This is a genomic window from Pseudomonas sp. BP11-1-1, from assembly GCF_052112105.1.
Taxonomy (GTDB): Bacteria; Pseudomonadota; Gammaproteobacteria; order Pseudomonadales; family Pseudomonadaceae; genus Aquipseudomonas; species Aquipseudomonas alvandae.
This window is the reverse complement of sequence record NZ_JAUTYU010000025.1, coordinates 1-25,506: the sequence shown is the minus strand read 5'-3', so window position 1 is coordinate 25,506 and position 25,506 is coordinate 1. Positions and strand designations below refer to the sequence as shown.

25 protein-coding genes are annotated in these 25,506 nt (G+C 62.1%); 8 read left to right on the top strand and 17 right to left on the bottom strand.

Annotation, left to right across the window (positions count from 1 at the left end; all coding sequences use genetic code 11):
* The first annotated feature begins 319 nt into the window (after nucleotides 1-319).
* Nucleotides 320-2,395 carry an AsmA family protein gene (locus Q7C33_RS26745; RefSeq protein WP_198797200.1) on the top strand — a complete coding sequence of 692 codons (2,076 nt, stop codon included), beginning with the start codon at nucleotides 320-322 and terminating at the stop codon, nucleotides 2,393-2,395.
* A 130-nt stretch (nucleotides 2,396-2,525) separates the two neighbouring features.
* Here Q7C33_RS26745 and Q7C33_RS26740 read toward each other — a convergent pair whose 3' ends face one another.
* Together Q7C33_RS26740 and Q7C33_RS26735 are read right to left on the bottom strand one after the other, a co-directional pair.
* On the bottom strand, nucleotides 2,526-3,056 hold the full coding sequence (locus Q7C33_RS26740) for a ferritin-like domain-containing protein (protein WP_030140123.1): 531 nt from the start codon (nucleotides 3,054-3,056) through the stop codon (nucleotides 2,526-2,528).
* Between the two features lie 56 nt (nucleotides 3,057-3,112).
* Nucleotides 3,113-4,054, bottom strand: coding sequence for a LysR substrate-binding domain-containing protein (locus tag Q7C33_RS26735; protein ID WP_407684426.1), 942 nt, complete (start codon nucleotides 4,052-4,054; stop codon nucleotides 3,113-3,115).
* 129 nt (nucleotides 4,055-4,183) lie between these two features.
* Between Q7C33_RS26735 and Q7C33_RS26730 the strand changes: the two genes are divergently transcribed.
* From Q7C33_RS26730 to Q7C33_RS26715, 4 genes are all read left to right on the top strand, one after another.
* The gene (locus tag Q7C33_RS26730; protein WP_217861132.1) at nucleotides 4,184-4,822 is read left to right on the top strand and encodes an FMN-dependent NADH-azoreductase; all 639 of its coding nucleotides are present in this window, start codon (nucleotides 4,184-4,186) and stop codon (nucleotides 4,820-4,822) included.
* Between the two features lie 101 nt (nucleotides 4,823-4,923).
* Nucleotides 4,924-5,814, top strand: coding sequence for an esterase/lipase family protein (locus Q7C33_RS26725; protein ID WP_030140120.1), 891 nt, complete (start codon nucleotides 4,924-4,926; stop codon nucleotides 5,812-5,814).
* A 216-nt stretch (nucleotides 5,815-6,030) separates the two neighbouring features.
* Complete coding sequence (locus Q7C33_RS26720) at nucleotides 6,031-6,327, top strand: PsiF family protein (protein WP_030140119.1); 297 nt, start codon at nucleotides 6,031-6,033, stop codon at nucleotides 6,325-6,327.
* Between the two features lie 139 nt (nucleotides 6,328-6,466).
* On the top strand, nucleotides 6,467-7,480 hold the full coding sequence (locus Q7C33_RS26715) for an AI-2E family transporter (protein ID WP_030140118.1): 1,014 nt from the start codon (nucleotides 6,467-6,469) through the stop codon (nucleotides 7,478-7,480).
* Between the two features lie 145 nt (nucleotides 7,481-7,625).
* Here Q7C33_RS26715 and Q7C33_RS26710 read toward each other — a convergent pair whose 3' ends face one another.
* Nucleotides 7,626-8,891, bottom strand: a complete 1,266-nt coding sequence (locus Q7C33_RS26710) for an Hsp70 family protein (protein ID WP_217861135.1) — start codon at nucleotides 8,889-8,891, stop codon at nucleotides 7,626-7,628.
* 296 nt (nucleotides 8,892-9,187) lie between these two features.
* On the opposite strand from Q7C33_RS26710, the gene Q7C33_RS26705 reads away from it, so the two are divergent.
* Nucleotides 9,188-10,126 carry a DnaJ C-terminal domain-containing protein gene (locus Q7C33_RS26705; RefSeq protein WP_030140114.1) on the top strand — a complete coding sequence of 313 codons (939 nt, stop codon included), beginning with the start codon at nucleotides 9,188-9,190 and terminating at the stop codon, nucleotides 10,124-10,126.
* Nucleotides 10,127-10,177: 51 nt separating this feature from the next.
* Nucleotides 10,178-10,477: a chaperone modulator CbpM gene (locus Q7C33_RS26700; RefSeq protein ID WP_030140113.1), complete on the top strand. Its 300-nt coding sequence runs from the start codon at nucleotides 10,178-10,180 to the stop codon at nucleotides 10,475-10,477.
* A 147-nt stretch (nucleotides 10,478-10,624) separates the two neighbouring features.
* Here the strand turns inward: Q7C33_RS26700 and ureC are convergent, their stop codons facing one another.
* The 11 genes from ureC to urtA all read right to left on the bottom strand — a co-directional run bounded on the left by ureC (nucleotide 10,625) and on the right by urtA (nucleotide 20,876).
* Nucleotides 10,625-12,325 carry an urease subunit alpha gene (gene ureC, locus Q7C33_RS26695; RefSeq protein WP_198797196.1) on the bottom strand — a complete coding sequence of 567 codons (1,701 nt, stop codon included), beginning with the start codon at nucleotides 12,323-12,325 and terminating at the stop codon, nucleotides 10,625-10,627.
* 140 nt (nucleotides 12,326-12,465) lie between these two features.
* A complete protein-coding gene (locus Q7C33_RS26690) occupies nucleotides 12,466-12,771 on the bottom strand; it encodes an urease subunit beta (protein ID WP_407684425.1) in 306 nt (101 codons plus the stop codon).
* Complete coding sequence (locus tag Q7C33_RS26685) at nucleotides 12,768-13,301, bottom strand: GNAT family N-acetyltransferase (RefSeq protein ID WP_198797194.1); 534 nt, start codon at nucleotides 13,299-13,301, stop codon at nucleotides 12,768-12,770. The genes Q7C33_RS26690 and Q7C33_RS26685 overlap by 4 nt, the downstream gene beginning before the upstream one ends.
* Nucleotides 13,302-13,306: 5 nt before the next feature.
* Nucleotides 13,307-13,840: a GNAT family N-acetyltransferase gene (locus tag Q7C33_RS26680; protein ID WP_407684424.1), complete on the bottom strand. Its 534-nt coding sequence runs from the start codon at nucleotides 13,838-13,840 to the stop codon at nucleotides 13,307-13,309.
* 9 nt (nucleotides 13,841-13,849) lie between these two features.
* Entirely contained in the window at nucleotides 13,850-14,152 is a 303-nt protein-coding gene (ureA, locus tag Q7C33_RS26675; RefSeq protein WP_003197350.1) for an urease subunit gamma, read from the bottom strand.
* Between the two features lie 168 nt (nucleotides 14,153-14,320).
* Complete coding sequence (locus Q7C33_RS26670; RefSeq protein WP_407684423.1) at nucleotides 14,321-15,163, bottom strand: urease accessory protein UreD; 843 nt, start codon at nucleotides 15,161-15,163, stop codon at nucleotides 14,321-14,323.
* Between the two features lie 30 nt (nucleotides 15,164-15,193).
* A complete protein-coding gene (urtE, locus tag Q7C33_RS26665) occupies nucleotides 15,194-15,892 on the bottom strand; it encodes an urea ABC transporter ATP-binding subunit UrtE (RefSeq protein WP_030140107.1) in 699 nt (232 codons plus the stop codon).
* A 118-nt stretch (nucleotides 15,893-16,010) separates the two neighbouring features.
* Nucleotides 16,011-16,871, bottom strand: a complete 861-nt coding sequence (gene urtD / locus Q7C33_RS26660) for an urea ABC transporter ATP-binding protein UrtD (protein WP_407684422.1) — start codon at nucleotides 16,869-16,871, stop codon at nucleotides 16,011-16,013.
* Nucleotides 16,871-17,947 (bottom strand): urea ABC transporter permease subunit UrtC, encoded by a 1,077-nt coding sequence (urtC, locus tag Q7C33_RS26655; protein ID WP_407684421.1) that lies wholly within the window; start codon nucleotides 17,945-17,947, stop codon nucleotides 16,871-16,873. Before urtC ends, urtD begins: the two co-directional genes overlap by 1 nt.
* On the bottom strand, nucleotides 17,947-19,449 hold the full coding sequence (gene urtB / locus Q7C33_RS26650; protein WP_407684420.1) for an urea ABC transporter permease subunit UrtB: 1,503 nt from the start codon (nucleotides 19,447-19,449) through the stop codon (nucleotides 17,947-17,949). The genes urtC and urtB overlap by 1 nt, the downstream gene beginning before the upstream one ends.
* A 161-nt stretch (nucleotides 19,450-19,610) precedes the next feature.
* The gene (gene urtA / locus Q7C33_RS26645; RefSeq protein ID WP_025211599.1) at nucleotides 19,611-20,876 is read right to left on the bottom strand and encodes an urea ABC transporter substrate-binding protein; all 1,266 of its coding nucleotides are present in this window, start codon (nucleotides 20,874-20,876) and stop codon (nucleotides 19,611-19,613) included.
* Between the two features lie 273 nt (nucleotides 20,877-21,149).
* Between urtA and Q7C33_RS26640 the strand changes: the two genes are divergently transcribed.
* A complete protein-coding gene (locus Q7C33_RS26640; protein WP_407684419.1) occupies nucleotides 21,150-22,685 on the top strand; it encodes a class I SAM-dependent methyltransferase in 1,536 nt (511 codons plus the stop codon).
* Here the strand turns inward: Q7C33_RS26640 and Q7C33_RS26635 are convergent.
* Genes Q7C33_RS26635 through Q7C33_RS26625 form a run of 3 tightly spaced genes read right to left on the bottom strand, consistent with a single transcriptional unit; the run spans nucleotide 22,660 to nucleotide 25,399 of the window.
* Nucleotides 22,660-23,670, bottom strand: a complete 1,011-nt coding sequence (locus Q7C33_RS26635) for a FecCD family ABC transporter permease (protein ID WP_030140101.1) — start codon at nucleotides 23,668-23,670, stop codon at nucleotides 22,660-22,662. The two genes, Q7C33_RS26640 and Q7C33_RS26635, sit on opposite strands and share 26 nt — an antisense overlap.
* Entirely contained in the window at nucleotides 23,667-24,614 is a 948-nt protein-coding gene (locus Q7C33_RS26630) for an ABC transporter substrate-binding protein (RefSeq protein WP_407684418.1), read from the bottom strand. The genes Q7C33_RS26635 and Q7C33_RS26630 overlap by 4 nt, the downstream gene beginning before the upstream one ends.
* Nucleotides 24,611-25,399: an ABC transporter ATP-binding protein gene (locus Q7C33_RS26625; RefSeq protein ID WP_407684417.1), complete on the bottom strand. Its 789-nt coding sequence runs from the start codon at nucleotides 25,397-25,399 to the stop codon at nucleotides 24,611-24,613. The genes Q7C33_RS26630 and Q7C33_RS26625 overlap by 4 nt, the downstream gene beginning before the upstream one ends.
* Nucleotides 25,400-25,506: the final 107 nt, after the last annotated feature.

Genomic DNA, 25,506 nt, shown 5'->3' with positions numbered 1-25,506 from the left:
GTTCATAAACACAATGGTAATAATCAACGGAATTGATTGTTCTGGGGAAAGGCTCTAGGACGGGGCTTTCAGAGGAGCGTTTTCGCCCCGGAGTGGGTAGTTTGTACTCACTTGTGCCCTGCAAATGTGCGGGGGCGGTAACAGGTAGCTGTCGAATCGGTCAGGTTCTTGCGCATTTATTAGTGCCGTTCGTCGCCCTTGATGGTAAACCTGTCGGCCGTTTTGCCTGTCCAACAATCATCCGCAACGAGCCGGCCACAGGTTCGTGCTATCCCCGGCGTCGCGGTTCGGACGCCCATTTGCCTCAGGAGCCTTGTGCATGACGCGCACCTCAAAAATCTTCGCCTGGGGCTTTGCCTGCCTCGTCGCCCTGTTGGCCGTGCTGGTGCTGGTCATCGCGTTCTTCGATTGGAATCGCCTCAAGCCCACGCTCAACGCCAAGGTTTCCGAGGAGCTGCATCGTCCGTTCGCGATCAATGGCAACCTGGCCGTGGTTTGGCAGCGCGAACCGCAGGAGGGTGGCTGGCGAGCCTTTGTGCCATGGCCCCATGTGGTGGCGGAGGATTTGAGCCTGGGCAACCCGGAGTGGTCGAAAGCTGCGCAGATGGCCACGCTCAAGCGCGTGGAGTTGCGTATTTCGCCCCTGGCGTTGCTGGCCCGGCGCGTGGCCATCCCGCGTATCGACCTGACAGGGCCCGACGCCAGCCTGCAGCGCCTGGCCGATGGGCGCGCCAATTGGACATTCCAGTTCGATCCAAAGGACCCGGACGCCGAACCGTCCAGCTGGGTGGTGGATATCGGCGCCATCGGCTTCGACAAGGGCCACGTCACCCTCGACGATCAGACACTCAAGACCCGTCTCGAGCTGGTGATCGATCCGTTGGGCAAGCCCATTCCGTTCAGCGATATCGTGGGCGAGAAAGCCGCCAGCAAAGCTCGGGAACAAGGGGCGACGCCACAGGACTATGCCTTCGCCTTCAAGGTCAACGGGCAATACCACGGGCAGAATCTCGGCGGGTCCGGCAAGGTCGGCGGTTTGCTGGCGCTGCAAGATGCGTCGCAGCCGTTCCCATTGCAGGCCCAGGCGAAGATCGGCGACACCCGCGTCGAACTGGCCGGTACCTTGACCGACCCGAAGAATCTCGGCGCCTTGGACTTGCGTTTGAAGCTGGCCGGCAACAGCCTGGCTAATCTTTATCCGCTGACGGGCGTGACCCTGCCGGATTCGCCGCCTTATTCCACGGACGGTCGGTTGATCGCCAAGCTCCATGAGCCAGACGGCGCCCAGTTTCGCTATGAGGGGTTCAACGGCAAGATCGGCGACAGTGACATCCATGGCAACCTGGCTTACGTCGCCAGCCAGCCCCGGCCAAAACTCAGCGGTGCGCTGGTGTCCGACCAATTGTTGTTCAGTGATTTGGCGCCGCTGATCGGCGCGGATTCCAACGCCGAACAAAAAGCCCGCGGCGGCGCCAGCAAACAGCCGTCCGACAAGGTCTTGCCGGTGGAAGAATTTCGCACCGAGCGCTGGAGCGTGATGGACGCCGACGTTGAATTTACCGGCAAGCGTATCGTCCACAGCGAGCAGTTGCCGTTTACCGATCTCTACACGCACCTGGTGCTCAACGATGGCCAGTTGAGCCTCGAGCCCTTGCGCTTTGGTGTGGCCGGCGGCCGGCTGGACGCGCAGATCCGCCTCAATGGCCACACCCAGCCTCTCGAAGGCCAGGCGAAATTGACCGCGCGTGGCTTCAAGCTCAAGCAGCTGTTCCCGGGCTTCGAACCGATGAAGACCAGTTTCGGTGAGCTCAACGGTGACGCGGATATTTCCGGGCGCGGCAATTCGGTGGCGGCGTTGTTGGGCACCTCCAACGGCAGCTTGAAGATGTTGATCAACGACGGCGCGATCAGCCGCGAGCTGATGGAGCTGGCGGGCCTCAACGTCGGCAACTACGTGGTGGGGAAAATCTTTGGCGACAAGGAGGTAAAGATCAACTGCGCGGCGGCTGACTTCGATATCAAGACCGGCCTGGCAACCACGCGCCTGTTCGTGTTCGACACCGAGAACGCGATTATCTATATCGACGGCACGGCGAACATGGCGACCGAGCGGTTGGACTTGACCGTCACCCCAGAATCCAAGGGCTGGCGGCTGATTTCCCTGCGCTCGCCGCTGTACGTGCGGGGCACCTTTGCCAAGCCCGCCGCCGGGGTAAAGGCCGTACCGCTGATGCTGCGCGGTGCCGGGATGGTTGCCCTGGGCGTCATCGCCGCGCCGGCGGCAGGCCTGTTGGCCCTGGTGGCGCCCAGCGGTGGGGAGCCGAACCAGTGCGCGCCGTTGCTTGAGCAGATGAAGGCGGGCAAGGCGCCGGTGACGGTCAAACCTACCCGGTAGCTCAATGTCGCGGTGAGGCGACTGGCCTCATCGCGAGCAAGCTCGCTCCCACAGGGGACCGCATTCTGTCTGAAGGAATGCGGTCAAAATGTGGCAGCGAGCTTGCTCGCGATGGGGCCCCTTAAGACCCTTACAGATCGGCCAGGATGTCGGCCATGTCATCGGCATGCTCTTCTTCCTGGGCCAGGATGTCTTCGAAGATGCGCCGCGTGGTCGGGTCTTTTTCGCCAATGTACTGCACGATTTCCCGGTAGCTGTCGATGGCGATCCGTTCGGCCACCAAGTCTTCGAACACCATTTCCTTGAGCGTATTACCGGCCACGTACTGGGCATGGGAATGCCGGGTCAGCAGGTCGGGGTTGAACTCCGGTTCGCCGCCCAGTTGCACGATGCGTTCGGCGAGCCGGTCGGCGTGCTCGGATTCTTGGTTGGCGTGTTCGAGAAACTCGCTCGCCGCGACGCTGGCCTTCAGGCCGGTGGCCATGAAGTAGTGACGCTTGTAGCGCAGCGTGCAAACCAATTCGGTGGCCAGTGCTTCGTTCAGCAGGCGGATGATTTCCTGGCGATCGGCGTTGTAGCCTTCGGTGACGGCGCCGTTCTGGACGTTCTGGCGGGCACGTTCGCGCAGGGTGGTGACGTCGGATAAGTGCATGTCGCTCATCTCGTTCTCCTGGAGGCTGATCCGGTAGGGCGCCACGCTCTGCTGGCGTGGTCGCTCTAGTTCTGAGTGACGCGATCCTGGAAAAGTTTTACCGGATTTTTCAGTGTGTGCCCGGATAAGCGGGCTTCTTCCTCCACCCATTGAAAAAATGCCCGAACCGGCGGATGCCGTTCACGGCCAGGGACGCACAGCGCGCTGTAGCCGGCACCGTCGATCTGGATCTGCGGGCGATAGCCCACCAGCAGGCCACTGGCGACGCTCTGTGAAACCAGGATATTGCTCGCCAGCACCAGCCCTTGCCCGGCAATCGCCGCTTGCAGGGCGTAGTGTTCTTCATCGTATTCACGCATACACGGCTCGCGGATCAGCCAGGTTTCGCCGGCCTGGGCGCACCACGTCTCCCAGCCATGGGCGTACAACTTGGAATTGTGCCAACGCACGCTGATCAACGTCGGCGGTTGCCGGGTAGCCAGCGCCACTTGTTCCGGCGAGCCATACACGCCGAAGCTTTCATCGAACAGGCACAGCCCGTACAGGTTCGAGTAGGTGTCCAGGCTGTAACGCACCACCAGATCGACGCTGGCGTCCTGGTGCAGGTCGATGACGTCGCAATGGGTGTCCAGCCGCACGTTGATGTTCGGGTGGCGCGCATAGAACCGGCCCAGGCGCGGCACCAGCCACAGGGCGGCAAACGCCGCGGTGGTGGAGATGCTCAGGTGGGTCGTGCTGCGTTGCGGGCGCAGGCTGTCGACGCTTTGTGCAACGTCCAGCAATGCCCCGTGCAAGCTCTGGAATAAACGCTGCCCGGCATCGGTGAGACGCACCCGGCGCGGCAGGCGTTCGAACAATGGCATCCCCAGCCAGGTTTCCAGCGAGCGAATCTGGTGGGAAATCGCCGTTGGCGTGACTGAAAGCTCTTCGGCCGCGGCCTTGAAGCTGAGCAGCCGGGCTGCGGATTCGAAGGCACGCAAGGCATTGAGTGGCAGGGTGGCGAACATCGGAAAATCTCCAATGGATGAATACAACTCATCCGGATCAATTAACGCTCATTTGAGCCTGAGCGCTACAACGTCTCAAGCTGCAAGCCACAAGCAGTTCCGATTGTAGTCGCTATCAAGGAGTTACAGATGAGCAGCATTCTTGTCGTACACGGCAGCCCGCGCGGCGAGCGTTCCCATTCCCGGCGCTTGACGGAAGCGTTCATAACGGCCTGGCAGGCCGCCAATCCTCAGTCCTTGCCGACCCGCCGTGAAGTCGGCCGCACCGTCATGCCTGCGGTGAATGAAGCCTTTATCGCCGCGGCGTTTTATCCAGAGCCTCAGGCGCGGCCGCTGACCATGCAGGCCGACCTGGCGTTGAGCGACAGCCTGGTGGCGGAGCTGAAGGCCCACGACCGGTTGGTGATCTCGGCGCCCATGCACAACTTTGGCGTGCCCAGCGGTGTGAAGGCCTGGATCGACCAGATCGTGCGCATCGGCCTGACGTTCAATCACAGCCTGGATAATGGTGTTTCGCAGTACGAGCCGCTGGTGCTGGGCAAGAAGGCGCTGATCGTGACCAGCCGTGGCGATTTTGGCTTCGGTCCCGGCGGTCCGCTGGAAGCCATGAACCATGCTGACACGTGGCTGCGAACCGTCCTGGGCTTTATCGGCATCAATGACGTGACGGTGGTGGCGGCCGAAGGCGAAGAGTCGACCGAGCACAGCTTCGCGCGGTCCTGCGCCGAGGCCGAGCAGCGCTTGCTGGCGCTGGCCCGGACGTTCTGATGGCCTGGGTCCTGCTGTGATCGGGCTGAAGTGACATTGCTGTCATAGACTGGTCATCATCGGTACTGATGCTGACCCCTCTTGATCGCAAGGATGTCGCCATGTCGCAACGCTGTGCCACTCGCTACCCGCTGGTACTGGTCCCGGGCATGCTCGGTTTCATTCGCCTGGTCTTGTATCCGTACTGGTATGGCATCGTGGAGGCGTTGCGCCGGGGCGGGGCGGTGGTGATCCCGGTGAAGGTCTCACCCCTGCATTCCTCCGAGGTGCGCGGTGAGCAGTTGTTGGCGCGGATTGAAGAAGTGCTGAAGCAAACCGGCGCGCAGAAGGTCAACCTGATCGGCCACAGCCAAGGCAGTCTGACCGCTCGCTATGCCGCCGCCAAGCGTCCGGACCTGGTGGCGTCGGTCACGTCGGTGGCCGGCACCAACCACGGTTCCGAATTGGCCGATTACCTGCAGACCCACTACCCGGCCGACAGCGCCAAGGGGCGGTTGCTCAGTGCCCTGCTGCGACTGATCAACGTGCTGATGTGCTTGCTGGACACCGGCTATCGCGGGCCACGATTGCCGGCTGACCTCGATGCCTCCCACGCGTCGCTGACAACCGCCGGGGTGGCGCTGTTCAATGAACGTTATCCACAGGGCTTGCCTTCCACTTGGGGTGGGCACGGCCCGGAAGAGGTCAATGGCGTGCGTTATTACTCCTGGTCCGGAACGTTGCAGCCGGGCAAGACCGACAGGGGCCGCAACCTGTTCGACGGCACGAACCGAAGTTGCCGGCTGTTTGCCCGGACCTTCGTGCGCGAGGCGGGGCAGTGTGATGGCATGGTCGGGCGCTACAGTTCGCACCTGGGCACGGTGATTCGTGATGACTATCCACTGGACCATTTCGACATCGTCAATCAGTCTCTGGGGTTGGTGGGCCGGGGGGCGGAGCCGATCCGGTTGTTTGTCGAGCATGCCGAGCGGTTGAAGGCTGCTGGGGTGTAGATCGTCAGGAGGACCGCGTTATCGTTCTTCGCGAGCAAGCCCGCTCCCACAGATGACCGCGTTCTGTCTGGAAAAACGCGCTCAAACTGTGGGAGCGAGCCTGCTCGCGAAAGCGATGGACCTGGCACCGAACAATGAGATGGATGAAGGTGTAACAGGCTTTGTCTACACTGCACCCCATCGCCGTACCCTTGTGCGGCAACCAGGAGAAACACCATGAAGATGCTCCGCGTGCCTTTGTTGATGATCGGTTTGCTGCTCTGTTCCCAAGGCTTCGCCGCCACGGCCCAGCAAACCAAGATGACCACCTGCAACGCGGACGCCACCGCCAAGGCGCTCAAGGGCGACGAACGCAAAGCATTCATGAGCAACTGCCTGAAGGCCGCTCCGGCCGCCGCTACCCCTAGCACGCCCCAGGAGCGCATGAAGTCCTGCAACGCCACCGCCACCGAGCAGGCGCTGAAGGGTGACGCTCGCAAGACGTTCATGAGCGAGTGCCTGAAGAAAAAATAATCGATTCGTGGGGCCGGCACAGCCACTGCAAAAAAACACCTGAACTGCGACCAAGGTCGGCCGATACAATCCCTAGTGCTGCCAGTGGATCGCTGGCAGACTGCCAATCCTTTCACGCCGTTTTTTGTCCTGGGGCTGTATGCCAACGTTTTCTCAGCGTCATGTGTTGTTGGTGATCAGTTGGGTGATCATTTTTGGTGGGTTGTTGCTGGTGTTGCCGCTGCGCCTGTTGCCGAGCCTGTTGGCCGGGTTGCTGGTGTTCGAACTGGTCAACATGCTCACCCCGCAGTTGCAACGACTGATCGAAGGCCGGCGTGCCCGCTGGCTGGCGGTGGCCTTGCTGGGCACGCTGGTGGTGAGCGTGCTGTCGCTGATCTTCGCCGGAGCCATCAGCTTCCTGCTGCATGAAGCAGAGAACCCAGGCGCATCCCTCGATAAATTCATGGGCGTGGTCGACCGCGCCCGCGGCCAATTGCCGCCGTTCATCGATGCCTACCTGCCGGCCAGCGCGGCCGAGTTCCGGGTGGCGATCAGTGATTGGGTGAGCAAACACCTGAGCGACTTGCAGTTGGTGGGCAAGGACGCGGCCCACATGTTCGTGACGCTGCTGATCGGCATGGTGCTGGGAGCGATCATTGCCTTGCAGCGCATCCCCGACCTGACCAAGCGCAAACCCCTGGCCGCCGCGCTGTTCGATCGCTTGAACCTGCTGGTCAAGGCGTTTCGCAACATCGTATTCGCCCAGATCAAGATTTCCATGCTCAACACGTTCTTCACCGGGATCTTCCTGGCGGTGGTGCTGCCGCTGTTCGGTATCCACCTGCCGCTGACCAAGACGCTGATCGTGATGACGTTCCTGCTGGGGCTGCTGCCGGTGATCGGCAATCTGATGTCCAACACGCTGATCACCATCGTCGCGCTGTCGCTATCGATCTGGGTGGCGGTGGCGGCGCTGGGTTACCTGATCGTGATCCACAAGCTCGAATACTTCCTCAACGCCCGCATCGTCGGCGGGCAGATCAGCGCCAAGTCGTGGGAATTGCTCATGGCAATGCTGGTGTTCGAAGCCGCGTTCGGCCTGCCGGGGGTGGTGGCGGGGCCTATCTACTATGCGTATCTCAAGAGTGAGTTGAAGCAGGTGGGGATGGTGTAGAGGAGCAGCTGCAAGCTTTGAGCTTCAAGCGGCAAGTAAAAGCTAATCCGTGTCGCTTGGCTAAGCTGCAAGCTTCAAGTGAAGCCAGCCACACCGCCTGACCGCTCTTACTTGAAGCTTGCAGCTCAAAGCTCAAAGCTGCCCCTCACCCATACCGCTTCATCGCCTCGATCGCCAACCCGCTGCCGATACTGCCGAAGATATTGCCTTCCACATGCCGCGCCTGGGGCAGCATCGCCGAGACGCTGTTGCGTAGCGCCGGGATGCCGCTGGAGCCGCCGGTGAAGAACACCGTATCGACCTGATCAACCCGCACGTTGGCATCGTTGAGCAACTGCGTGACGCTGCCGCGTACCCGCTCAAGCAGGCCATCGATGGCCGACTCGAACAAGGCTCGGCTCAGGTCCACGCTCAGGCCCGGTTCGATCCGGTCCAGGGCCACGTGGCGCTGGTCGGCGTGGGTCAGCTGGATCTTGGTTTCTTCCACTTCCATCGCCAGCCAATGCCCGGCACGCTGTTCGATCAACTTGAACAGCCGGTCGATGCCGCCGGTGTCTTCGATGTCGTAGCGCATGCTGCCCAGGGCCAGGGTGGATTTCTGCGAATACACCGCGTTGATGGTGTGCCAGGTCGCCAGGTTCATGTGGTGGCTGGTGGGCATGTAGGCGCCGCTTTTCATGCGGCTGCCGTAGCCGAACAGCGGCATCAGGCCTTGCAGGCTGAGTTGCTTGTCGAAGTCGGTCCCGCCGATGTGCACGCCGCCGGTGGCGAGGATGTCTGCGTGGCGGTTGTCGTGCATGCGCCGTTCGGGCGACAGGCGCACCAGGGAAAAGTCCGATGTACCGCCGCCGATGTCGACGATCAGCACCAGCTCTTCTTTCTCGATGGTCGATTCATAATCGAAGGCCGCCGCGATGGGCTCGTACTGGAAGGAGACTTCCTTGAAACCGATGGCGCGGGCCACGTCGACCAAGGTGTTTTCCGCTTCCTGGTCCGCCAGCTCATCGTCATCGACGAAAAATACCGGGCGGCCCAGCACCACTTCCTCGAATTCCCGACCGGCGGCGGCTTCGGCACGCTTCTTCAACTGGCCGATGAACAATCCCAGCAAGTCCTTGAACGGCATGGCCGTGCCAAGGACGCTGGTGTCGTGCTTGATCAGTTTGGAGCCCAGCAGACTCTTGAGCGAGCGCATCAGCCGGCCTTCGTAGCCTTCCAGGTATTCGTGCAGGGCCAGGCGGCCGTACACCGGACGGCGCTCTTCCTGATTGAAAAAGACCACCGAGGGCAGGGTGATCTTGTCGTCCTCCAGCGCGATCAACGTTTCCATGCCGGGGCGCAGCCAGCCGACGGTGGAGTTGGACGTGCCGAAGTCAATGCCGCAGGCACGGGCCGGGGATACGTTTTTCATGTCTTTCAGGTTCCGGTCGAAAAAACGGCCGCGCAGTGTATGCCAGTGCGAAGCGGATTCGAAGGCCGGTTATCCGCTAATTCGCAAACACTGGCCTTGAAAGACGACGTCACACCCCCAAACTTGCTGGCATGAGCCTGGCAGCCATCGGGCGGACACAAGAACCGCCACCCGCTGCCGATAAACTTCTGATGCACCGTCCGGTCACACTCTTGAGGCCGGTCAACCCCTTGTCCGGACATTCGGGCATGCTGTGCGTGGCGGTGCAACATCGATAACGGATGGTGATGCTTAAGATGGACTTCAAAGACTATTACAAGATCCTGGGTGTCGAGCCGACGGCCGACGATGCCACGATCAAGGCCGCCTATCGAAAGTTGGCGCGCAAATACCACCCGGACGTGAGCAAGGAGAAAGACGCCGAGACCAAATTCAAGGACGTCTCCGAAGCCTATGAAGCGCTGAAAAGCGCTGACAAGCGCGCCGAATACGACGACTTGCGCCGGTACGGCCAGCACGGCCAGCCGTTCCAGGGCCCACCGGGTTGGCAGAGCCGTGGCGGTTTTGGTGGCCAGGACACCGGGGATTTCTCGGACTTCTTCAGTTCGATCTTTGGTAATCGCGGGCCGGGTTTCGGCGGCGGACAATCGGGTCGCAGTGCCGGCCGTCGGGGACAAGACGTGGAAATGGAATTACCGATCTTCCTGGAAGAAACCCTGTCGAACGAATCGAAAAAGGTCAGCTTCCAGGTGCCGCAATACAACGCGGCGGGCCAGCACGTGAGCAATACCAGCAAGAGCCTGAACGTGAAGATCCCGCTGGGGGTGACCGACGGCGAGCGTATCCGCCTCAAGGGCCAGGGCGCGCCGGGCATCGGCGGCGGTGCCAATGGCGACTTGTACCTGACCATTCGTTTCGCCCCGCACCCCAAGTTCGACGTCGAAGGCCAGGACCTGATCATCACCTTGCCCCTTGCGCCATGGGAATTGGCGCTGGGCACGGAGGTGGCAGTGCCGACCCTCACCGGCAAGATCAACCTCAAGGTCCCGGCCGGCAGCCAGAACGGCCAGCGCATGCGCGCCAAGGGCCACGGCTTGCGCAACAAGGCCGGTGAGCGCGGCTATTTGTTTGTTCAGCTCAAGGCCGTGATGCCCAAGGCCAGCGATGAGTCGGTCAAGGCATTGTGGGCCGAGCTGGCGAAGAAAGCCGCGTTCGACCCGCGGGAGAACTTCTGAACCGAGGATCATGGCTAGACTCGACAGCTGAAGCATTGGGAGAAGCAGACCATGAACAACCCGATCATTGAACTGAACCTGATGGAATTCTGTGAGGCCGCCGCATTGGCCGATGTCCATGTAATCGAAATCGTCGAACATGGCATCCTCGAACCTCACGGCACGGCCCCCACGGACTGGCGCTTTACTGATTACGAATTGGTCCTGGCCCGGCGTGCAGCCAAGCTGCGCCGGGAGTTGGAGCTGGAATGGGAAGGCGTCGCCCTGGCGCTGGACCTGCTGGAAGAAGTCCAGCAACTGCGCAGTGAAAACCGCATGCTCAAGCAGCGGTTGGGGCGGTTGGTGGAGTAGATTGTTAAAAAACTGTGGCGAGGGGATTTATCCCCGTTGGGCTGCGCAGCGGCCCTGCTTTTTTTGCGGTTGCTGCGCAACCGAACGGGGATAAATCCCCTCGCCACAAGGTTATGTGCCCATCCAGCGAATCAAGCCTGAATCACCTCAAAACAGAAAATAGCGCTGCGCCATCGGCAACACTTCCGCCGGTTCACACCACAACAGCACGCCGTCGGCCTTGACCTGGTAGGTCTGGGGGTCGACGTCGATGCTCGGCAGGTAGTCGTTGTGGATCAGGTCGGTTTTCTGCACATCGCGGCAGCCTTTGACCACTGCGATTTTTTTCTTCAGCCCAAGCTGTTCCGGCAACCCGGCCTCGGCAGCAGCCTGGCTGATGAAGGTCAGGCTGGTGGCGTGTCGCGAGCCGCCGAAGCTGGCGAACATCGGCCGGTAGTGCACCGGTTGTGGCGTCGGGATCGAGGCGTTGGCGTCGCCCATCAGGCTCGCGGCAATCGCCCCGCCCTTGAGGATCAGCGTCGGCTTGACCCCAAAGAACGCCGGGCGCCACAGCACCAGGTCGGCCCACTTGCCCACCTCGATGGAACCCACTTCATGGCTGACGCCGTGGGTGATCGCCGGGTTGATGGTGTATTTGGCGATGTAGCGCTTGATGCGGAAGTTGTCGTTGCCTTCGCCGTCGCCGGGCAGGGCGCCGCGTTGCTTTTTCATCTTGTCGGCGGTCTGCCAGGTGCGCGTGATGACTTCGCCGACACGGCCCATGGCCTGGCTGTCGGAGCTGATCATCGAGAAGGCGCCGAGGTCGTGGAGGATGTCTTCGGCGGCGATGGTCTCGCGGCGGATGCGGCTTTCGGCGAATGCCACGTCCTCGGCGATGCTCGGGTCCAGGTGATGGCAGACCATCAACATGTCCAGGTGTTCATCGATGGTGTTGCGGGTGAACGGCCGGGTCGGGTTGGTGGAGCTGGGCAGCACGTTAGGGAAGCCGCAAGCCTTGATGATGTCCGGCGCATGACCGCCACCGGCGCCTTCGGTGTGGTAGGTGTGGATGGTGCGGCCCTTGAACGCGGCCAGGGTGGTCTCGACGAAACCGGATTCGTTGAGGGTGTCGGTGTGGATCGCCACCTGCACGTCGTACTGGTCGGCCACGCTCAGGCAGTTGTCGATGGCCGCCGGGGTGGTGCCCCAGTCTTCGTGCAGCTTCAGGCCGATGGCGCCGGCCTTGACCTGTTCGACCAGCGGCTCCGGCAGACTGGCGTTGCCCTTGCCGGTGAAGCCGATGTTCATCGCAAAGGCATCGGCGGCTTGCAGCATCCGCGCGAGGTGCCACGGCCCGGAGGTGCAGGTGGTGGCGTTGGTCCCGGTGGCCGGGCCCGTGCCGCCACCGATCATGGTGGTGACGCCGCTCATCAGCGCTTCTTCGATCTGCTGAGGGCAGATGAAGTGGATATGGGTGTCGATCCCGCCAGCGGTGAGGATCATGCCTTCACCGGCAATCACTTCGGTGCTGGCGCCGATGGCGATGGTCACGTCGGGCTGGATGTCCGGGTTGCCGGCCTTGCCGATCGCCGCGATGCGCCCGTCCTTGAGGCCGACATCGGCCTTGACGATGCCCCAATGGTCAATGATCAGCGCGTTGGTGATCAGCGTGTCGACGACCTCGGCGGCCAACAATTGGCTCTGGCCCATGCCGTCGCGAATCACCTTGCCGCCGCCGAATTTCACTTCTTCGCCGTAGGTGGTGAAGTCCTTCTCCACTTCGATCCACAACTCGGTGTCGGCCAGGCGGACCTTGTCGCCGACGGTGGGGCCGAACATGTCGGCGTAGGCTTGTCTCGAAATCTTCATGTGCTCGCCTTGAAACTCAATTGAATTTTGAAACCGTTCGCTGCGCTCACTCATCGCGAGCAAGCTCGCTCCCACAGGGGACCGCGATCAACTGTGGGAGCGAGCTTGCTCGCGATGAGGCCAGTACAGGCCCCCATGACTTAAAGGTCGCCCATGACCCGCCCGGCAAACCCGAACACCCGGCGATGCCCGGCCAGTTCGACAAGTTCGACTTCCCGACTCTGCCCCGGCTCGAAGCGCACCGCCGTGCCCGCCGGGATGTTCAGGCGCATGCCACGGCTGGCGGCGCGGTCGAAGGCGAGGGCGTCGTTGGTCTCGAAAAAGTGATAGTGCGAGCCGACCTGGATCGGTCGGTCGCCGCTGTTGGCGACATTCAACGTGAGCGTGCGGCGGCCGACGTTGAGCTCGATGTCGCCGGGTTGGACCTGGTATTGCCCTGGAATCATTGCGGTTGCCCCAAAAGCTTGTAGTAGATGGCGGTCGGGGTGTAGGTCCCGTCCGGGCTCTGGCAGTAGTCGGGCAGTTCGCCGACGCGGGTGTAGCCCATGGCGCGGTAGAACGCCTCGGCCTCGGAGCCGGCCTCGGTGTCGAGGTACAACAGGCCACGCTTGTGCTGGCGGGCGCCAAGCTCCAGGGCGCTCATCAACTGCTGGCCGAGGCCCCGGCGGCGGGCCTCGCCGCGCACCAACAGCTTTTGCACCTCGGCGCGGTTGCGGCCGTTGGGCTTCTGGCACAGGGCAAGCTGGACGCTGGCCTGCACCTGCTCATCCTTGACCACAACCCACAACAGCAGGTGGCCCTGGTTGAGACTGGCCTGGACTTCATCGAAATAGGTCCGGGCCTGGACCGCATCGAGGTCGGCCATGAACCCGACGCTGGCGCCATAACCCACGGCGTCGAGCAACAGATCGATCAGGCCCTGGCGATAGTGCGCAAAGCTTTCAGCGTGGACTCGACGCAACTGGGCGGCGTTCATCGGTATCACTCCTTGTCGATAGCGGGCGGTGGCGCCCCGGGATTGAGGTCCAACTGCATGAAAGTCAGGTCCAGCCAGCGGCCGAACTTGGTGCCCACCTGCGGCATCTGCCCGGTGGTGACGAAACCGGCCCGCTCATGCAGGCGAATCGAGGCCGCGTTGCCGCTCTCGATGGCCGCGACCATGACGTGTTTATCGCAGGACCTGGCGCGCTCGATCAGGACAGCCATCAGCAACGGGCCAAGGCCGTTGCCGCGCTGGTCGCTGCGCACGTACACGGAATGCTCCACGGTATGGCGGAAGCCATCGAATGGCCGCCAGTCGCCGAAGGAAGCGTAGCCGAGCACGTTGTCCTCGGCGTCAACGGCGACGAGCACCGGGTAGCCCTGGGTTTGCCGGGCGCTGAACCAGGCCTGGCGGTTGCCCAGGTCCACGGCCTGCTCGTTCCAGATCGCCGTGGTGTTGAGCACGGCGTCGTTGTAGATCTCGCGGATCGCCGCCAGGTCGGCGGGCTGTGCGTCACGAACATGGGCAGTCATGGCGTGGCCTCAGGCGATGGGCTGGTGGACGGTGACCAGTTTGGTGCCGTCGGGAAACGTCGCTTCGACCTGAATCTCCGGGATCATCTCCGGGATACCTTCCATCACCTGCTCGCGGCTCAGCAACGTGGTGCCGTAGTGCATCAGCTCGGCCACGGTCTGGCCGTCACGGGCGCCTTCGAGCAGCGCGGCGGAGATATAGGCCATGGCTTCCGGGTAGTTGAGTTTCAAGCCCCGGGCCAGTCGTCGTTCGGCGACGAGGCCGGCGGTGAAGATCAACAGCTTGTCTTTTTCGCGTGGGGTCAGGTCCATGTGCAATCCATAAGGGCAGATAAAAATTTCTTGCGGTAAACACAGGTCCCCTTGTGGGGGATCCTCTGTGGGAGCGAGCTTGCTCGCGATAGCAATCGAACATTCAACATAACCGTTGGCTGATACACCGCTATCGCGAGCAAGCTCGCTCCCACAGGAAAAGCAAATTCAGGTGCTCCAGATTCTTGGTGGCATGGCTTCTCTTCCAAGCAACGCCGGGCGCAGGAGCCGCCACAATTCAATCAACCACCCCCGCGCCAGCAGCGCCTCGCTCGCCAGGCAGCGGGCCACGAGCAAACCGGGCAATTGGCTCAGGTCGCCGCGCACGGCATGGCCCAGGGATCGGCAACGTTCCAGCAATTCGCTGTCGATCTCGCCGGTCACCAGCAACGTGGCGAATACCGGATCACCGCCCAGGCCGATGGGCGAGTCCAGCAGCCCATCGCCACCGACGATGCGCTGGCGCTCATGCCACAACAACTGGCCGTCGCGGCGGATGTCCAGCCGCGACTGGAAATGTCCCAGGTCGAATCGCTCACCACTGGCTGGCCGGCCGAGGGCAACCATGTCCCAATAGAACAACCGGGCATCGCCCAGCAGGTCAATGCTTGTGCTGAGTTCGGCCTGGGCCGCGCTGAAGACGATGGTTTCCTGGGGCAGCCATTCCAGGGTCGCGCCGGGGGCCACGCTCAGGGTCAGTTGCTGGTACGCCGGGCCGACGGCGCGGTACCACTTGGCCGCGCCGGGGCTGGTCAATTGTGCCCAGCCGCCAGGGCCGACGTGGGCCGAGATGTCCAGCCGATCCCCACCGGCAATCCCGCCGGGCGGGTGGACGATGATGTGCTGGCACACTTCGGGGCCTTCGGCGTACAAGTGCTTCTGCACCCGCAGCGGGCCCTTGTGGCGGCGCTGTACCGGGCGTGTGCAATCGCCGAAGCGGGCATAGCCCAAGTCCAGCTCGGCGTGCCAGCTGGGTGTGAACAGGGCTGAAGACGTAACAGGTAGATTCATGATTTTCTGATTATCGTCGGGACGCTAAGCCTAGATCGTTACCAGCCCGCGCACACCCTCGGCTTCCATATTTTCTCCGCGGCCCTGCTGCACGATCTCGCCCCGGGACATCACCAAGTACTGATCGGCCAGCTCGGCGGCGAAGTCGTAGAACTGTTCCACCAGTAAAATCGCCATGTCGCCTCGCGCCGCCAGTTTCTTGATCACTGCGCCGATTTCCTTGATCACCGACGGCTGGATGCCTTCGGTGGGCTCGTCGAGAATCAGCAGGCGTGGCCGACTGGCCAGGGCCCGGCCAATGGCGAGCTGTTGTTGCTGGCCCCCGGAAAGGTCACCGCCCCGGCGCTGTTTCATCTGCAGCAGCACCGGGAACAATTCGTAGATGAAGGCTGGCACTTCCTTGGCTTCGGAACCGGGAAAACGCGACAGACCCATCAGCAGGTTTTCTTCCACCGTCAGCCGACCGAAAATCTCCCGGCCCTGGGGCACGTAGGCGATGCCGGCGTGCACCCGTTGGTGCGGCTTGAACGTGGTGATGGCCTTGCCTTCCCAATTCACCGCGCCTTCCTTGGCCGGCAGCAGGCCCATCAGGCATTTGAGCAGGGTGGTCTTGCCCACGCCGTTGCGACCCAGCAGGCACGTCACCTCGCCGACCTTCACGTCGAACGACAGGCCGCGCAGGATGTGGCTACCGCCGTAGTATTGGTGGAGGTGTTGGACTTGTAGCATTTGAACTCCGTTTTTTAGAGCTTCAAGCGGCAAGCTTCAAGCTGCAAGTAAGAGCAGGATGGTGTACGGCTTTGCTTTCAACTTGCCGCTTGAAGCTTGCGGCTTGGCGCTGGCCGATTTATCGACCCAAATACACCTCGATCACCCGCTCATCGGCCTGCACCTGTTCCAGCGACCCTTCGGCCAGCACGCTGCCCTGGTGCAGCACGGTGACGTGGTCGGCGATCGCGCCGACGAAGCCCATGTCGTGCTCTACCACCATCAGCGAATGCTTGCCCGACAGGGACTTGAACAGCTCGGCGGTGAAGTCGGTCTCGGCGTCGGTCATGCCCGCCACCGGCTCGTCGAGCAGTAACAGTTGCGGGTCCTGCACCAGCAGCATGCCGATCTCCAGGAACTGTTTCTGGCCGTGGGACAACAGCCCGGCGGCGCGGTTGACGGAGGTGGTGAGGCGGATTGTCTCGAGCACTTCGCTGATGCGGTCGTGCTGCTCGCCGGTCAGTTTCGCCCGCAGGCTGGCCCACACCGATTTGTCGGTCTTGAGCGCCAGCTCCAGGTTCTCGAACACGCTCAGGGCTTCGAACACCGTCGGCTTCTGGAACTTGCGACCGATGCCGGCCTGGGCGATCTGCACTTCGCTCATCGTTGTCAGGTCGAGGGTCTCGCCGAACCAGGCCTTGCCGTGGCTGGGGCGGGTCTTGCCGGTGATCACATCCATCAACGTGGTCTTGCCGGCACCGTTGGGGCCGATGATGCAGCGCAATTCGCCGACGCCGATGTACAGGTTCAGATCGTTAAGCGCCTTGAAGCCATCGAAGCTGACGCTGATGTCTTCCAGGGTAAGGATGGTGCCGTGGCGGGTGTTCAGGCCAACGCCGGCAGCCTGACCGAGGCCGATGGCGTCGCGGCTGCTGCCTTGGTCTTTATTAGGTTCAAGGATGGGTTCGAGCATGAAATCCGCCGTGGGTGTGATGCGCATCATTCGCTCCTTTTCTTCAGCAGGCCGATCACGCCCTTGGGCAGGTACAGGGTCACGACGATGAACAGGGCGCCGAGGAAGAACAGCCAATACTCAGGAAACGCCACGGTGAACCAGCTTTTCATGCCGTTCACCACCCCGGCGCCGAGCAATGGCCCGATCAACGTGCCGCGCCCGCCGAGGGCCACCCAGACGGCGGCCTCGATGGAGTTGGTCGGCGACATTTCGCTGGGGTTGATGATGCCCACTTGCGGCACGTACAACGCCCCGGCGAGGCCGCACAACACCGCGCTCAACACCCAGACGAACAGCTTGAAGCCACGCGGATCGTAGCCGCAGAACATCAGCCGGTTTTCCGCGTCGCGCAGGGCGGTCAGCACCCGGCCGAATTTGCTGCGGGCCAGGCGCCAGCCAATGAACAGGCTCGCCACCAACAACAACACTGTGGCGAAAAACAGCACCGCGCGGGTGCCCGGCTCGGTGATGCCAAAGCCCAGGATCGAACGGAAATTGGTGAAGCCGTTGTTACCGCCAAACCCGGTTTCGTTGCGGAAGAACAGCAACATTCCGGCGAACGTCAGGGCCTGGGTCATGATCGAGAAGTACACGCCCTTGATCCGCGAACGGAAGGCGAAGAAGCCGAACACCAGCGCGAGCAAACCCGGCGCCAGCACCACCAGGCACATCGCCCAGAGGAAACTGTCGGTGCCGGCCCAGTACCAGGGCCGCTCGGTCCACGACAGGAAGGTCATGAACGCCGGCAGGCCATCGCCGGCGGCCTGGCGCATCAGGTACATGCCCATGGCGTAGCCGCCCAGGGCGAAGAACAAACCGTGGCCCAGGGAGAGCAAGCCGGCGTAGCCCCAGACCAGATCCAGCGCCAGGGCGACAATGGCATAGCAGAGAATCTTGCCCACCAGGGTCAGGGTGTACGCGGAGACGTGCAGCGGATTGTCCGCCGCCAATAACGACAGCAAGGGCAGGCTCAACAGCACGGCGAGAATCAGCGCGCCGACGGCGAGAGTGACTTTGGGACCGGCCTTTTGCGTGGCCGTGAGCATCAGGGGCTGGTTCATCAGTCGATTACCCGTCCTTTGAGCGCGAAGAGGCCTTGCGGACGCTTCTGGATGAACAGAATGATCAGCGCGAGGATCAGGATCTTGCCGAGCACGGCGCCGATCTGCGGTTCGAGGATCTTGTTGGCGATGCCCAGGCCGAACGCAGCGAACACGCTACCGGCCAACTGGCCGACGCCGCCGAGCACCACCACCAGGAACGAATCGATGATGTAGCTCTGGCCCAGGTCCGGGCCGACGTTGCCGATCTGGCTCAGGGCCACGCCACCGAGGCCGGCGATGCCCGAGCCGAGGCCGAAGGCGAGCATGTCCACGCGCCCGGTGGGCACGCCGCAGCAGGCTGCCATGTTGCGGTTCTGCGTTACCGCGCGGACGTTCAGGCCCAGGCGCGTCTTGTTCAGCAGCAACCAGGTCAGCACCACCACGAACAGCGCGAAGGCAATGATCACGATGCGGTTGTACGGCAGCACCAGGTTGGGCAACACCTGGATCCCGCCCGACAGCCAGGCCGGGTTGGCGACTTCGACGTTCTGCGCGCCGAACACCAGGCGCACCAGTTGGATCAGCATCAGGCTGATGCCCCAGGTGGCGAGCAAGGTTTCCAGCGGCCGCCCGTAGAGGTGACGGATCACCGTGCGTTCCAGGGCCATGCCGATGGCGGCGGTGATGAAAAACGCCACCGGCAGGGCGATCAATGGATAGAACTCGATTGCGTTCGGGGCGAAGCGCTGGAACAGCATCTGCACCACGTAGGTGGAGTAGGCGCCGAGCATGAGCATCTCGCCGTGGGCCATGTTGATCACCCCCAGCAGGCCGAAGGTAATCGCCAGGCCAAGGGCGGCCAGCAGCAGGATCGAGCCCAGGGACATGCCGCTGAACGCCTGGCCCAGCAACTCGCCAACCAGGAGTTTGCGCTTGACCTGGCTGAGGCTGGTCTCAGCGGCGGTGCGCACCGCGGCATCGGTTTCAACGCCGGGTTCGAGCAGGCCTTCGAGGCGGGTGCGGGCCAGCGGGTCGCCGGTTTCTCCCAGCAGTCGAACGGCGGCCAGGCGCACGCTCGGGTTGCTGTCCACCAGTTGCAGGTTCGCCAGGGCCAGGCTCAGGGCGGCGTGGACGTCTTCGTCCTGCTCGCCGGCCAGTTGCCGATCAAGAAACGCCAGTTGCGCCGGGCGGGCGCTTTTCTGCAGTTGTTGCGCGGCGCCCAGGCGTACGCGGGCATCGACGGCGAGCAGTTGATGGCTGGCCAAGGCGGTTTCGATCAGCCCTCGCAAGCGGTTGTTCAGGCGCAGGGTCTTGGGTTGGCCATCGACGGTCAACTGGCCTTGTTGCAGGGCGTTGATCAGTTCGACGCGCTCAGGCTCCGGCTGCGCAGCCCAGGCTTCCAGGAGCTTGGCCTGCTGGGTCGGGTTGGCGGCGACGAAGTCTTCGGCGTCGCCGGCGTGGGCCTCCAGTGGCAACAGCAGCACCAGGGCGAGAATGAGGCGGTAAAGGGCGGTGGGCATAGAGAGTCGCCTTGCGCGGACAATGTGGGAGCGAGCTTGCTCGCGATGGCGGTGGGTCAGTCACGTCAGTGTTGAATGTGAGTCCGCTATCGCGAGCAAGCTCGCTCCCACAGGGAGTTGTGTCGGACCTGAGCGTCATGCTCGGGCCGACACCCATGGGCTCAGTTGCTCTTCACCGCGTAGTCAGGCTTCTTGTCGTTGCCGGCAATGAAGGGGCTCCACGGTTGCGCGCGGATTGGCCCTTCGGTCTGCCAGACCACGTTGAACTGACCGTCGGCCTGGATCTCGCCGATCATCACCGGCTTGTGCAGGTGATGGTTGGTCTTGTCCATGGTCAGGGTGTAGCCCGACGGTGCGGCGAAGGTCTGGCCGGCCAGGGCTTCGCGGACTTTGTCGACGTCGGTGGACTTGGCTTTTTCCACCGCTTGGGCCCACATGTGGATGCCAACATACGTGGCTTCCATCGGGTCGTTGGTCACCGCTTTGTCGGCGCCCGGCAGGTTCTTGGCCTTGGCGTAGGCTTTCCAGGAATCGACGAATTTCTTGTTCGCCGGGTTATCCACGGACTCGAAGTAGTTCCACGCCGCCAGGTTGCCCACCAGTGGCTTGGTGTCGATGCCGCGCAGTTCTTCCTCGCCCACCGAGAACGCCACGACTGGCACGTCGGTGGCCTTCAGGCCCTGGTTCGCCAGCTCTTTGTAGAACGGCACGTTGGAGTCGCCGTTGACGGTGGAGATGACCGCGGTCTTGCCGCCAGCCGAGAACTTCTTGATGTTGGCGACGATGGTCTGGTAATCGCTGTGGCCGAACGGGGTGTAGACCTCTTCGATGTCCTTGTCCGCCACACCTTTGGAGTGCAGGAACGAACGCAGGATTTTGTTGGTGGTGCGCGGGTAGACGTAGTCGGTGCCCAACAGGAAGTAACGCTTGGCGCTGCCGCCTTCTTCGCTCATCAGGTATTCCACGGCAGGAATCGCCTGCTGGTTTGGCGCTGCGCCGGTGTAGAACACGTTCGGCGACATTTCTTCGCCTTCATACTGCACCGGGTAGAACAGCAGGCCGTTGAGTTCTTCGAACACCGGCAACACGGATTTACGCGACACCGAAGTCCAGCAGCCGAACACCACGGCGACCTTGTCCTGGGTCAGCAACTGCCGGCCCTTTTCGGCGAACAGCGGCCAGTTCGACGCAGGGTCCACGACCACCGCTTCGAGCTTCTTGCCGTTGACCCCACCCTTGGCGTTGATCTCATCGATGGTCATCAGCGCCATGTCCTTGAGGGACGTCTCGGAGATCGCCATGGTCCCGGACAGCGAATGCAGGATGCCAACCTTGATGGTCTCGGCGGCCTGGACGGTCCAAGCCATGCCCATCGCGGCAATGCTTGCCGAGAGTGTAAAAGCCTTGATCAAGCTACGACGCTTCATGGTGCGATCTCCGTGGTCTTTATGTTTTTCTGGATGGCAGATGCAGACGCTGGAAGGGGCTTTTGCAAGGGGTGTGCCCGGTTGAAGAAAGGCTTTGAAACGCGGGGTTGGCGGCGTGAGTGGAAAATGGCGATGCACCATCAGTGACCGTATCGCGGGTGCTGGTGCAATGTGGCGCTCCGCATTGGGGCGCGGAGTGGGATTAATCCAAGGTGAGATTTTCAACCGCACGTCTATGCTGGTTCTTCTGAATTCTGAAGTGGGGAAGCCGGTTTGAATGACTCTGGCGTTGCAAGCTTTTTTCTTCTCGATGAGACGGCGGTTTTCGACGTGTTGCCTGAAGTCAAACTGGCCGAGCATCCGCAATGGATGCCTGTAGCGCATCTGAGGGAAGAAAGGTATTCACTGATTCTCACCGCTGGGGAGCGCCTTCGAAGCAGCCAGATGAATGTGTTTGCCGATTCAATGTTATTCCTTCGTTTTTCGGCCGCTCTACCCAGCATCAGCAGGGATGGGCTTACTTGTTCAGTTATTTTTCTTGAAGACGAAACTCAGGCCGACTTTCAGATTGGAGCGTTTCATGTCTGCGGAAGAAATCCGCTGCCGGAATGGAGGACGGTGGATTTGGACCTGGCCTGGTTGACGGGCAAGCGTGGCCGCCTCTTGATCGAGTGTGGGCCCGGGGCGCAGAACGATCCCACGGCGGACTGGCTGGCGATAGCAGATTTATGCGTCGCCAGGGAAGGAGAGAGAAAGGCGCTCCTGGCCAGGACGCATCATTCAATGCGCATGAAAAACGAGATAGCGCACTTCAGCAGCGTCTACCGGAGCGAGTTCTACTCAACCGTCCAGCAGCGACAGAGTGAAACTGCAAGGGGCGTCGCTCGCAAGGTTCGCCCATTGAATGGACTGGCCCATGCGCAAGGGCATGATGCGCAGGCCGACATGGTCATTCAGGAACCGTTGGCCGGGGAGGCCGCCTACTCCTATGCGACTCGTCTCCTGAGGGCGAACGTCCCGCAAACCCCGCCTGATTTTCAAGCGAGGCTACGCCAGAAAGTCACTGACCACGGGGCGATAAAGGTTTTGTCCATCTGCAGCGGTGCCGCGCGGATAGAGGCTGGTTTTTCAGCGGCTATTCCCGAAGGCGTGCAATGGTCACTGCTGGATATCAATGAAGACCTGCTCCAAATCGCGGCAAAACAGTTTTCGCCGCAAACCTGCCTCGATTTGATCGTGGCGGATGCGAATGACCTGGCGCCTACCGGTGAACAGTGGGATGTCATTATGTGTGTTTCGGCATTGCACCATTTGGTAGAGCTGGAAAAAGTAATGCTCTTTATCTCCCGTAGTCTGAAAGATGACGGGGAGTTCTGGAGCGTGGGTGAGGCCGTGGGGCGTAACGGCAATCGCTTGTGGCCCGACGCCATAATTGCCGCCGATGCAGCGTTCTCGACCTTGCCGGCGCGTTACCGATTGAATGCCGATACTCAGGTGGTCGATGCTGTCATTCCAGACAAGGACCACTCAATTGGGTGCTTCGAGGGGATTCGAAGCGAGGAAATTACCGCGCTCCTCGAACGTTGGCTGACGCCCGTCGATGTTTACCGAACCAATTGCTTCCTCTGGCGAATGGTCAACCTTGCCTACAGCGGGAATTTCAACCTTGAAAAAGCTGAAGACCGGGCGTTGATCATTGATCTGGTTCGAGCGGAGCTTGAACATTTTCGTAATGGAGGCCTTGGGACCGAGCTATTCGGCGTCTACAAGAAAAAGCATCTTTTCAACGACGGCGCATCAGGCCAATAAAGAACAACCCGCCGATGGCTGCCGTAGCGACCCCAATCGGCAGGTCCTCCGGCGCAATCAGCGTGCGGGCTGCCACGTCCACCCACACCAGGAACAGGCTGCCCAGCAGCACGCAGGCTGGCAGCAGTCGGCGATGCTCGGCGCCCACCAGGCGCCTGGCAATGTGCGGCACCATCAACCCGACAAAGCCAATCGAGCCGCTGATGGACACCAGCACGCCGGTCATCAGTGACGCGATCAAGAAGATCCACAACCGCACCTTGGCCGCGTTCAGGCCCAGGGTCACGGCGGTCTGTTCACCGGCCATCAGCGCGTTCAGTGGCCGGGCCATGCCCAGCAGCAACACCAATCCCAGCAGCACACTGGCGGCCGGTACGGCCAGCAGTTCCCAGCGTGCCAGGCCCAGGCCGCCTAGCATCCAGAACATCACCGCCGAACTGGCACGATGGTCACCGAGGAACAACAAGAGGTTGGCTGCCGCCATCATCACGAAGGACACCGCCACGCCACACAGCAACAGCCGATCACTCTCCAGACGACCCTGGCGGGCGGCGATCGCCAGCACCAGCAACATGCTCAGCAGTGCGCCGATGAAGGCGGCGAGGGGCAGGGTCAGCAGGCCAATGACCTCACCGACATGCAACACCACGATGACCGCCCCCAAGGTCGCGCCGGAAGTGACGCCCAACAGGTGCGGATCAGCCAGCGGATTGCGCGTCACCGCTTGCAGCACCGCGCCGATCAACGCCAGCCCGGCGCCGACCAAGGCACCGAGTAACAGGCGAGGGACGCGGATCAGCCAGACGATATGTTCCTGGCCGGCTGTCCAATGGACCTCGCCGACCCCCAAGGTCTTGCTCAACAGGATGTCCCAGACCACAGCCACTGGCACCCGGGCCGGGCCGAAGCCGAGGGAGACCACGCACGACACCAGCAGGAGCGCGCCGAGGACCGTCAGCAGGGCGGCGTAGCGACGGTTGTTCATTGGCCGTGGAAACCCCGTGCCAGGGTTTGCACCGCCAGCACGTTGTCGATGCCCGGGGTGGCCTGCACGTAGGGGATCACGATGAAGCGCCGGTGCTTGATCGCATCGACTGATTGCAGGGCCGGGTTGTCCAGCAGGAATTGCTGCTTCTGCTCGGCGCTGACTTCGCCATAGTCGACGATCACGATGACCTGCGGGTTGCGCTCGACCACGTTTTCCCAGTTCACCCGCGTCCAGCTGGTTTCCACGTCATCGAGGATGTTGCGCCCGCCGGCCGCGTCGATCAGGGCTTGGGGCATGCCCAGGCGACCGGAGGTCATGGCGCGGTCTTCGCCGCTGTCATACAGGAACACCCGCGGCTGGTCGGCTGGCAGGTGCTTGCGCACTTCGGCCACCTGGGCCTGCATCGTGGCGATCAGCGCGTTGGCGCGATCCTGCACGTCGAAGATTTTCCCCAGGTTGCGCAAGTCGTTGTAGGTGTCCTCCAGCGAGGCCGCCGGGCGCTTCATTACGAACGCGCAGGATTCGGTCAACTCGTAGACGTTGATGCCCAGCGGCCGCAAGGTCTGCGGCGTCAGGTCGCCGCCCACGCGCATGCCGTAGTCCCAACCGGCGAAGAAGAAATCGACGTTGGCATTGAGCAGGGTTTCCACCGAGGGGTATTTGGCGGCGAGTTCCGGCAGGCCGTCGAGGATCCTGGCCATCTCGGGCGTCACCGATTTCCAGCCGCTGATGCCGCTGTAGCCGACCATGCGGGGCTTGAGGCCCAGGGCGAGCATCATCTGGGTCATGTTGATGTCATGGCTGACGGCATGGCGAGGGGCCTGATTGAATACCACCTGGCGGTTGCAGCTCTGGATCGTCAACGGGTAGCGGGTGGCTTCGGCCAGGGCATCGGCGCTGCCCAGCAGCAGGGGCAGCAACAGCAGGAAACGCAAGGTCATGGTTGGGTTATCCAGGTGATTCGTGGGTAGCCGGACAGCGGATGCTCGTCCACCAGGGCTTCGACGCCGAACACCTCGCGCAACAGTTCGGCGGTGAGGACATCCTTGGGCGTGCCGCTGGCGACGATGCGCCCGTGTTCGATCACGTACAGGCGATCGCAGAAAGCGGCAGCCAGGTTCAGGTCGTGGAGGCTGGCGAGGGTGCCGATGCCCAGGCCCTTGATCAGTTGCAGCAGTTGCAATTGATAGCGCGGGTCGAGGTGGTTGGTCGGTTCGTCGAGGATCAGCAATTGCGGCTGCTGGGCGAGGGCGCGGGCGAGGATTACCCGTTGCTTCTCACCGCCCGAGAGCGTGGCGAAGGCATGGTCGCCAAAGCCTTCGAGCCCGGCCGATGCCAATGCCTGGTTTACCAGCCGGCGGTCTTCATGGTTGTCGCTGTCGAACAAACCCTTGTGAGGCATGCGGCCCATGGCGACGACTTCTTCAACGGTCAGGCCGAAGGCGTCGGGAAATTCTTGCAGCACCACCGCGATGCGCTGGGCGCACCAACGCGCGGACTGTTTCCAGAGGTTGTGATGTTCGAGTCTGACCTCGCCATGTTCCGGTCGACTGAAGCGATAGGCGCAGCGCAACAGGCTGGTCTTGCCGCTGCCGTTGGGCCCGATCAAGCCGACAAACTCCCCGGCCGTCACCTGCAGCGTGGCGTCACGCAGCTGGAACTGGTGATGGCAGTGGCCATGGCCCAAGGGCGTCCAGGCGAGGTGGGAGAGGGTTAGGGAGGTCATGCGGTTACTCAAATTATCGGATCGACACACAGCCCCTGTGGGAGCGGGCTTGCTCGCGAATGCGGTGTGTCAGACATATAAATGCTGACTGACACACCGCATTCGCG

What these genes read in the sequence shown, in the direction of transcription:
- Q7C33_RS26745 (WP_198797200.1), top strand. Translation starts at nt 320, where the DNA reads ATGACGCGCACCTCAAAAATCTTCGCCTGGGGCTTTGCCTGCCTCGTC.
- Q7C33_RS26740 (WP_030140123.1), bottom strand. Translation starts at nt 3,056, where the DNA reads ATGAGCGACATGCACTTATCCGACGTCACCACCCTGCGCGAACGTGCC.
- Q7C33_RS26735 (WP_407684426.1), bottom strand. Translation starts at nt 4,054, where the DNA reads ATGTTCGCCACCCTGCCACTCAATGCCTTGCGTGCCTTCGAATCCGCA.
- Q7C33_RS26730 (WP_217861132.1), top strand. Translation starts at nt 4,184, where the DNA reads ATGAGCAGCATTCTTGTCGTACACGGCAGCCCGCGCGGCGAGCGTTCC.
- Q7C33_RS26725 (WP_030140120.1), top strand. Translation starts at nt 4,924, where the DNA reads ATGTCGCAACGCTGTGCCACTCGCTACCCGCTGGTACTGGTCCCGGGC.
- Q7C33_RS26720 (WP_030140119.1), top strand. Translation starts at nt 6,031, where the DNA reads ATGAAGATGCTCCGCGTGCCTTTGTTGATGATCGGTTTGCTGCTCTGT.
- Q7C33_RS26715 (WP_030140118.1), top strand. Translation starts at nt 6,467, where the DNA reads ATGCCAACGTTTTCTCAGCGTCATGTGTTGTTGGTGATCAGTTGGGTG.
- Q7C33_RS26710 (WP_217861135.1), bottom strand. Translation starts at nt 8,891, where the DNA reads ATGAAAAACGTATCCCCGGCCCGTGCCTGCGGCATTGACTTCGGCACG.
- Q7C33_RS26705 (WP_030140114.1), top strand. Translation starts at nt 9,188, where the DNA reads ATGGACTTCAAAGACTATTACAAGATCCTGGGTGTCGAGCCGACGGCC.
- Q7C33_RS26700 (WP_030140113.1), top strand. Translation starts at nt 10,178, where the DNA reads ATGAACAACCCGATCATTGAACTGAACCTGATGGAATTCTGTGAGGCC.
- ureC (WP_198797196.1), bottom strand. Translation starts at nt 12,325, where the DNA reads ATGAAGATTTCGAGACAAGCCTACGCCGACATGTTCGGCCCCACCGTC.
- Q7C33_RS26690 (WP_407684425.1), bottom strand. Translation starts at nt 12,771, where the DNA reads ATGATTCCAGGGCAATACCAGGTCCAACCCGGCGACATCGAGCTCAAC.
- Q7C33_RS26685 (WP_198797194.1), bottom strand. Translation starts at nt 13,301, where the DNA reads ATGAACGCCGCCCAGTTGCGTCGAGTCCACGCTGAAAGCTTTGCGCAC.
- Q7C33_RS26680 (WP_407684424.1), bottom strand. Translation starts at nt 13,840, where the DNA reads ATGACTGCCCATGTTCGTGACGCACAGCCCGCCGACCTGGCGGCGATC.
- ureA (WP_003197350.1), bottom strand. Translation starts at nt 14,152, where the DNA reads ATGGACCTGACCCCACGCGAAAAAGACAAGCTGTTGATCTTCACCGCC.
- Q7C33_RS26670 (WP_407684423.1), bottom strand. Translation starts at nt 15,163, where the DNA reads ATGAATCTACCTGTTACGTCTTCAGCCCTGTTCACACCCAGCTGGCAC.
- urtE (WP_030140107.1), bottom strand. Translation starts at nt 15,892, where the DNA reads ATGCTACAAGTCCAACACCTCCACCAATACTACGGCGGTAGCCACATC.
- urtD (WP_407684422.1), bottom strand. Translation starts at nt 16,871, where the DNA reads ATGCGCATCACACCCACGGCGGATTTCATGCTCGAACCCATCCTTGAA.
- urtC (WP_407684421.1), bottom strand. Translation starts at nt 17,947, where the DNA reads ATGAACCAGCCCCTGATGCTCACGGCCACGCAAAAGGCCGGTCCCAAA.
- urtB (WP_407684420.1), bottom strand. Translation starts at nt 19,449, where the DNA reads ATGCCCACCGCCCTTTACCGCCTCATTCTCGCCCTGGTGCTGCTGTTG.
- urtA (WP_025211599.1), bottom strand. Translation starts at nt 20,876, where the DNA reads ATGAAGCGTCGTAGCTTGATCAAGGCTTTTACACTCTCGGCAAGCATT.
- Q7C33_RS26635 (WP_030140101.1), bottom strand. Translation starts at nt 23,670, where the DNA reads ATGAACAACCGTCGCTACGCCGCCCTGCTGACGGTCCTCGGCGCGCTC.
- Q7C33_RS26630 (WP_407684418.1), bottom strand. Translation starts at nt 24,614, where the DNA reads ATGACCTTGCGTTTCCTGCTGTTGCTGCCCCTGCTGCTGGGCAGCGCC.
- Q7C33_RS26625 (WP_407684417.1), bottom strand. Translation starts at nt 25,399, where the DNA reads ATGACCTCCCTAACCCTCTCCCACCTCGCCTGGACGCCCTTGGGCCAT.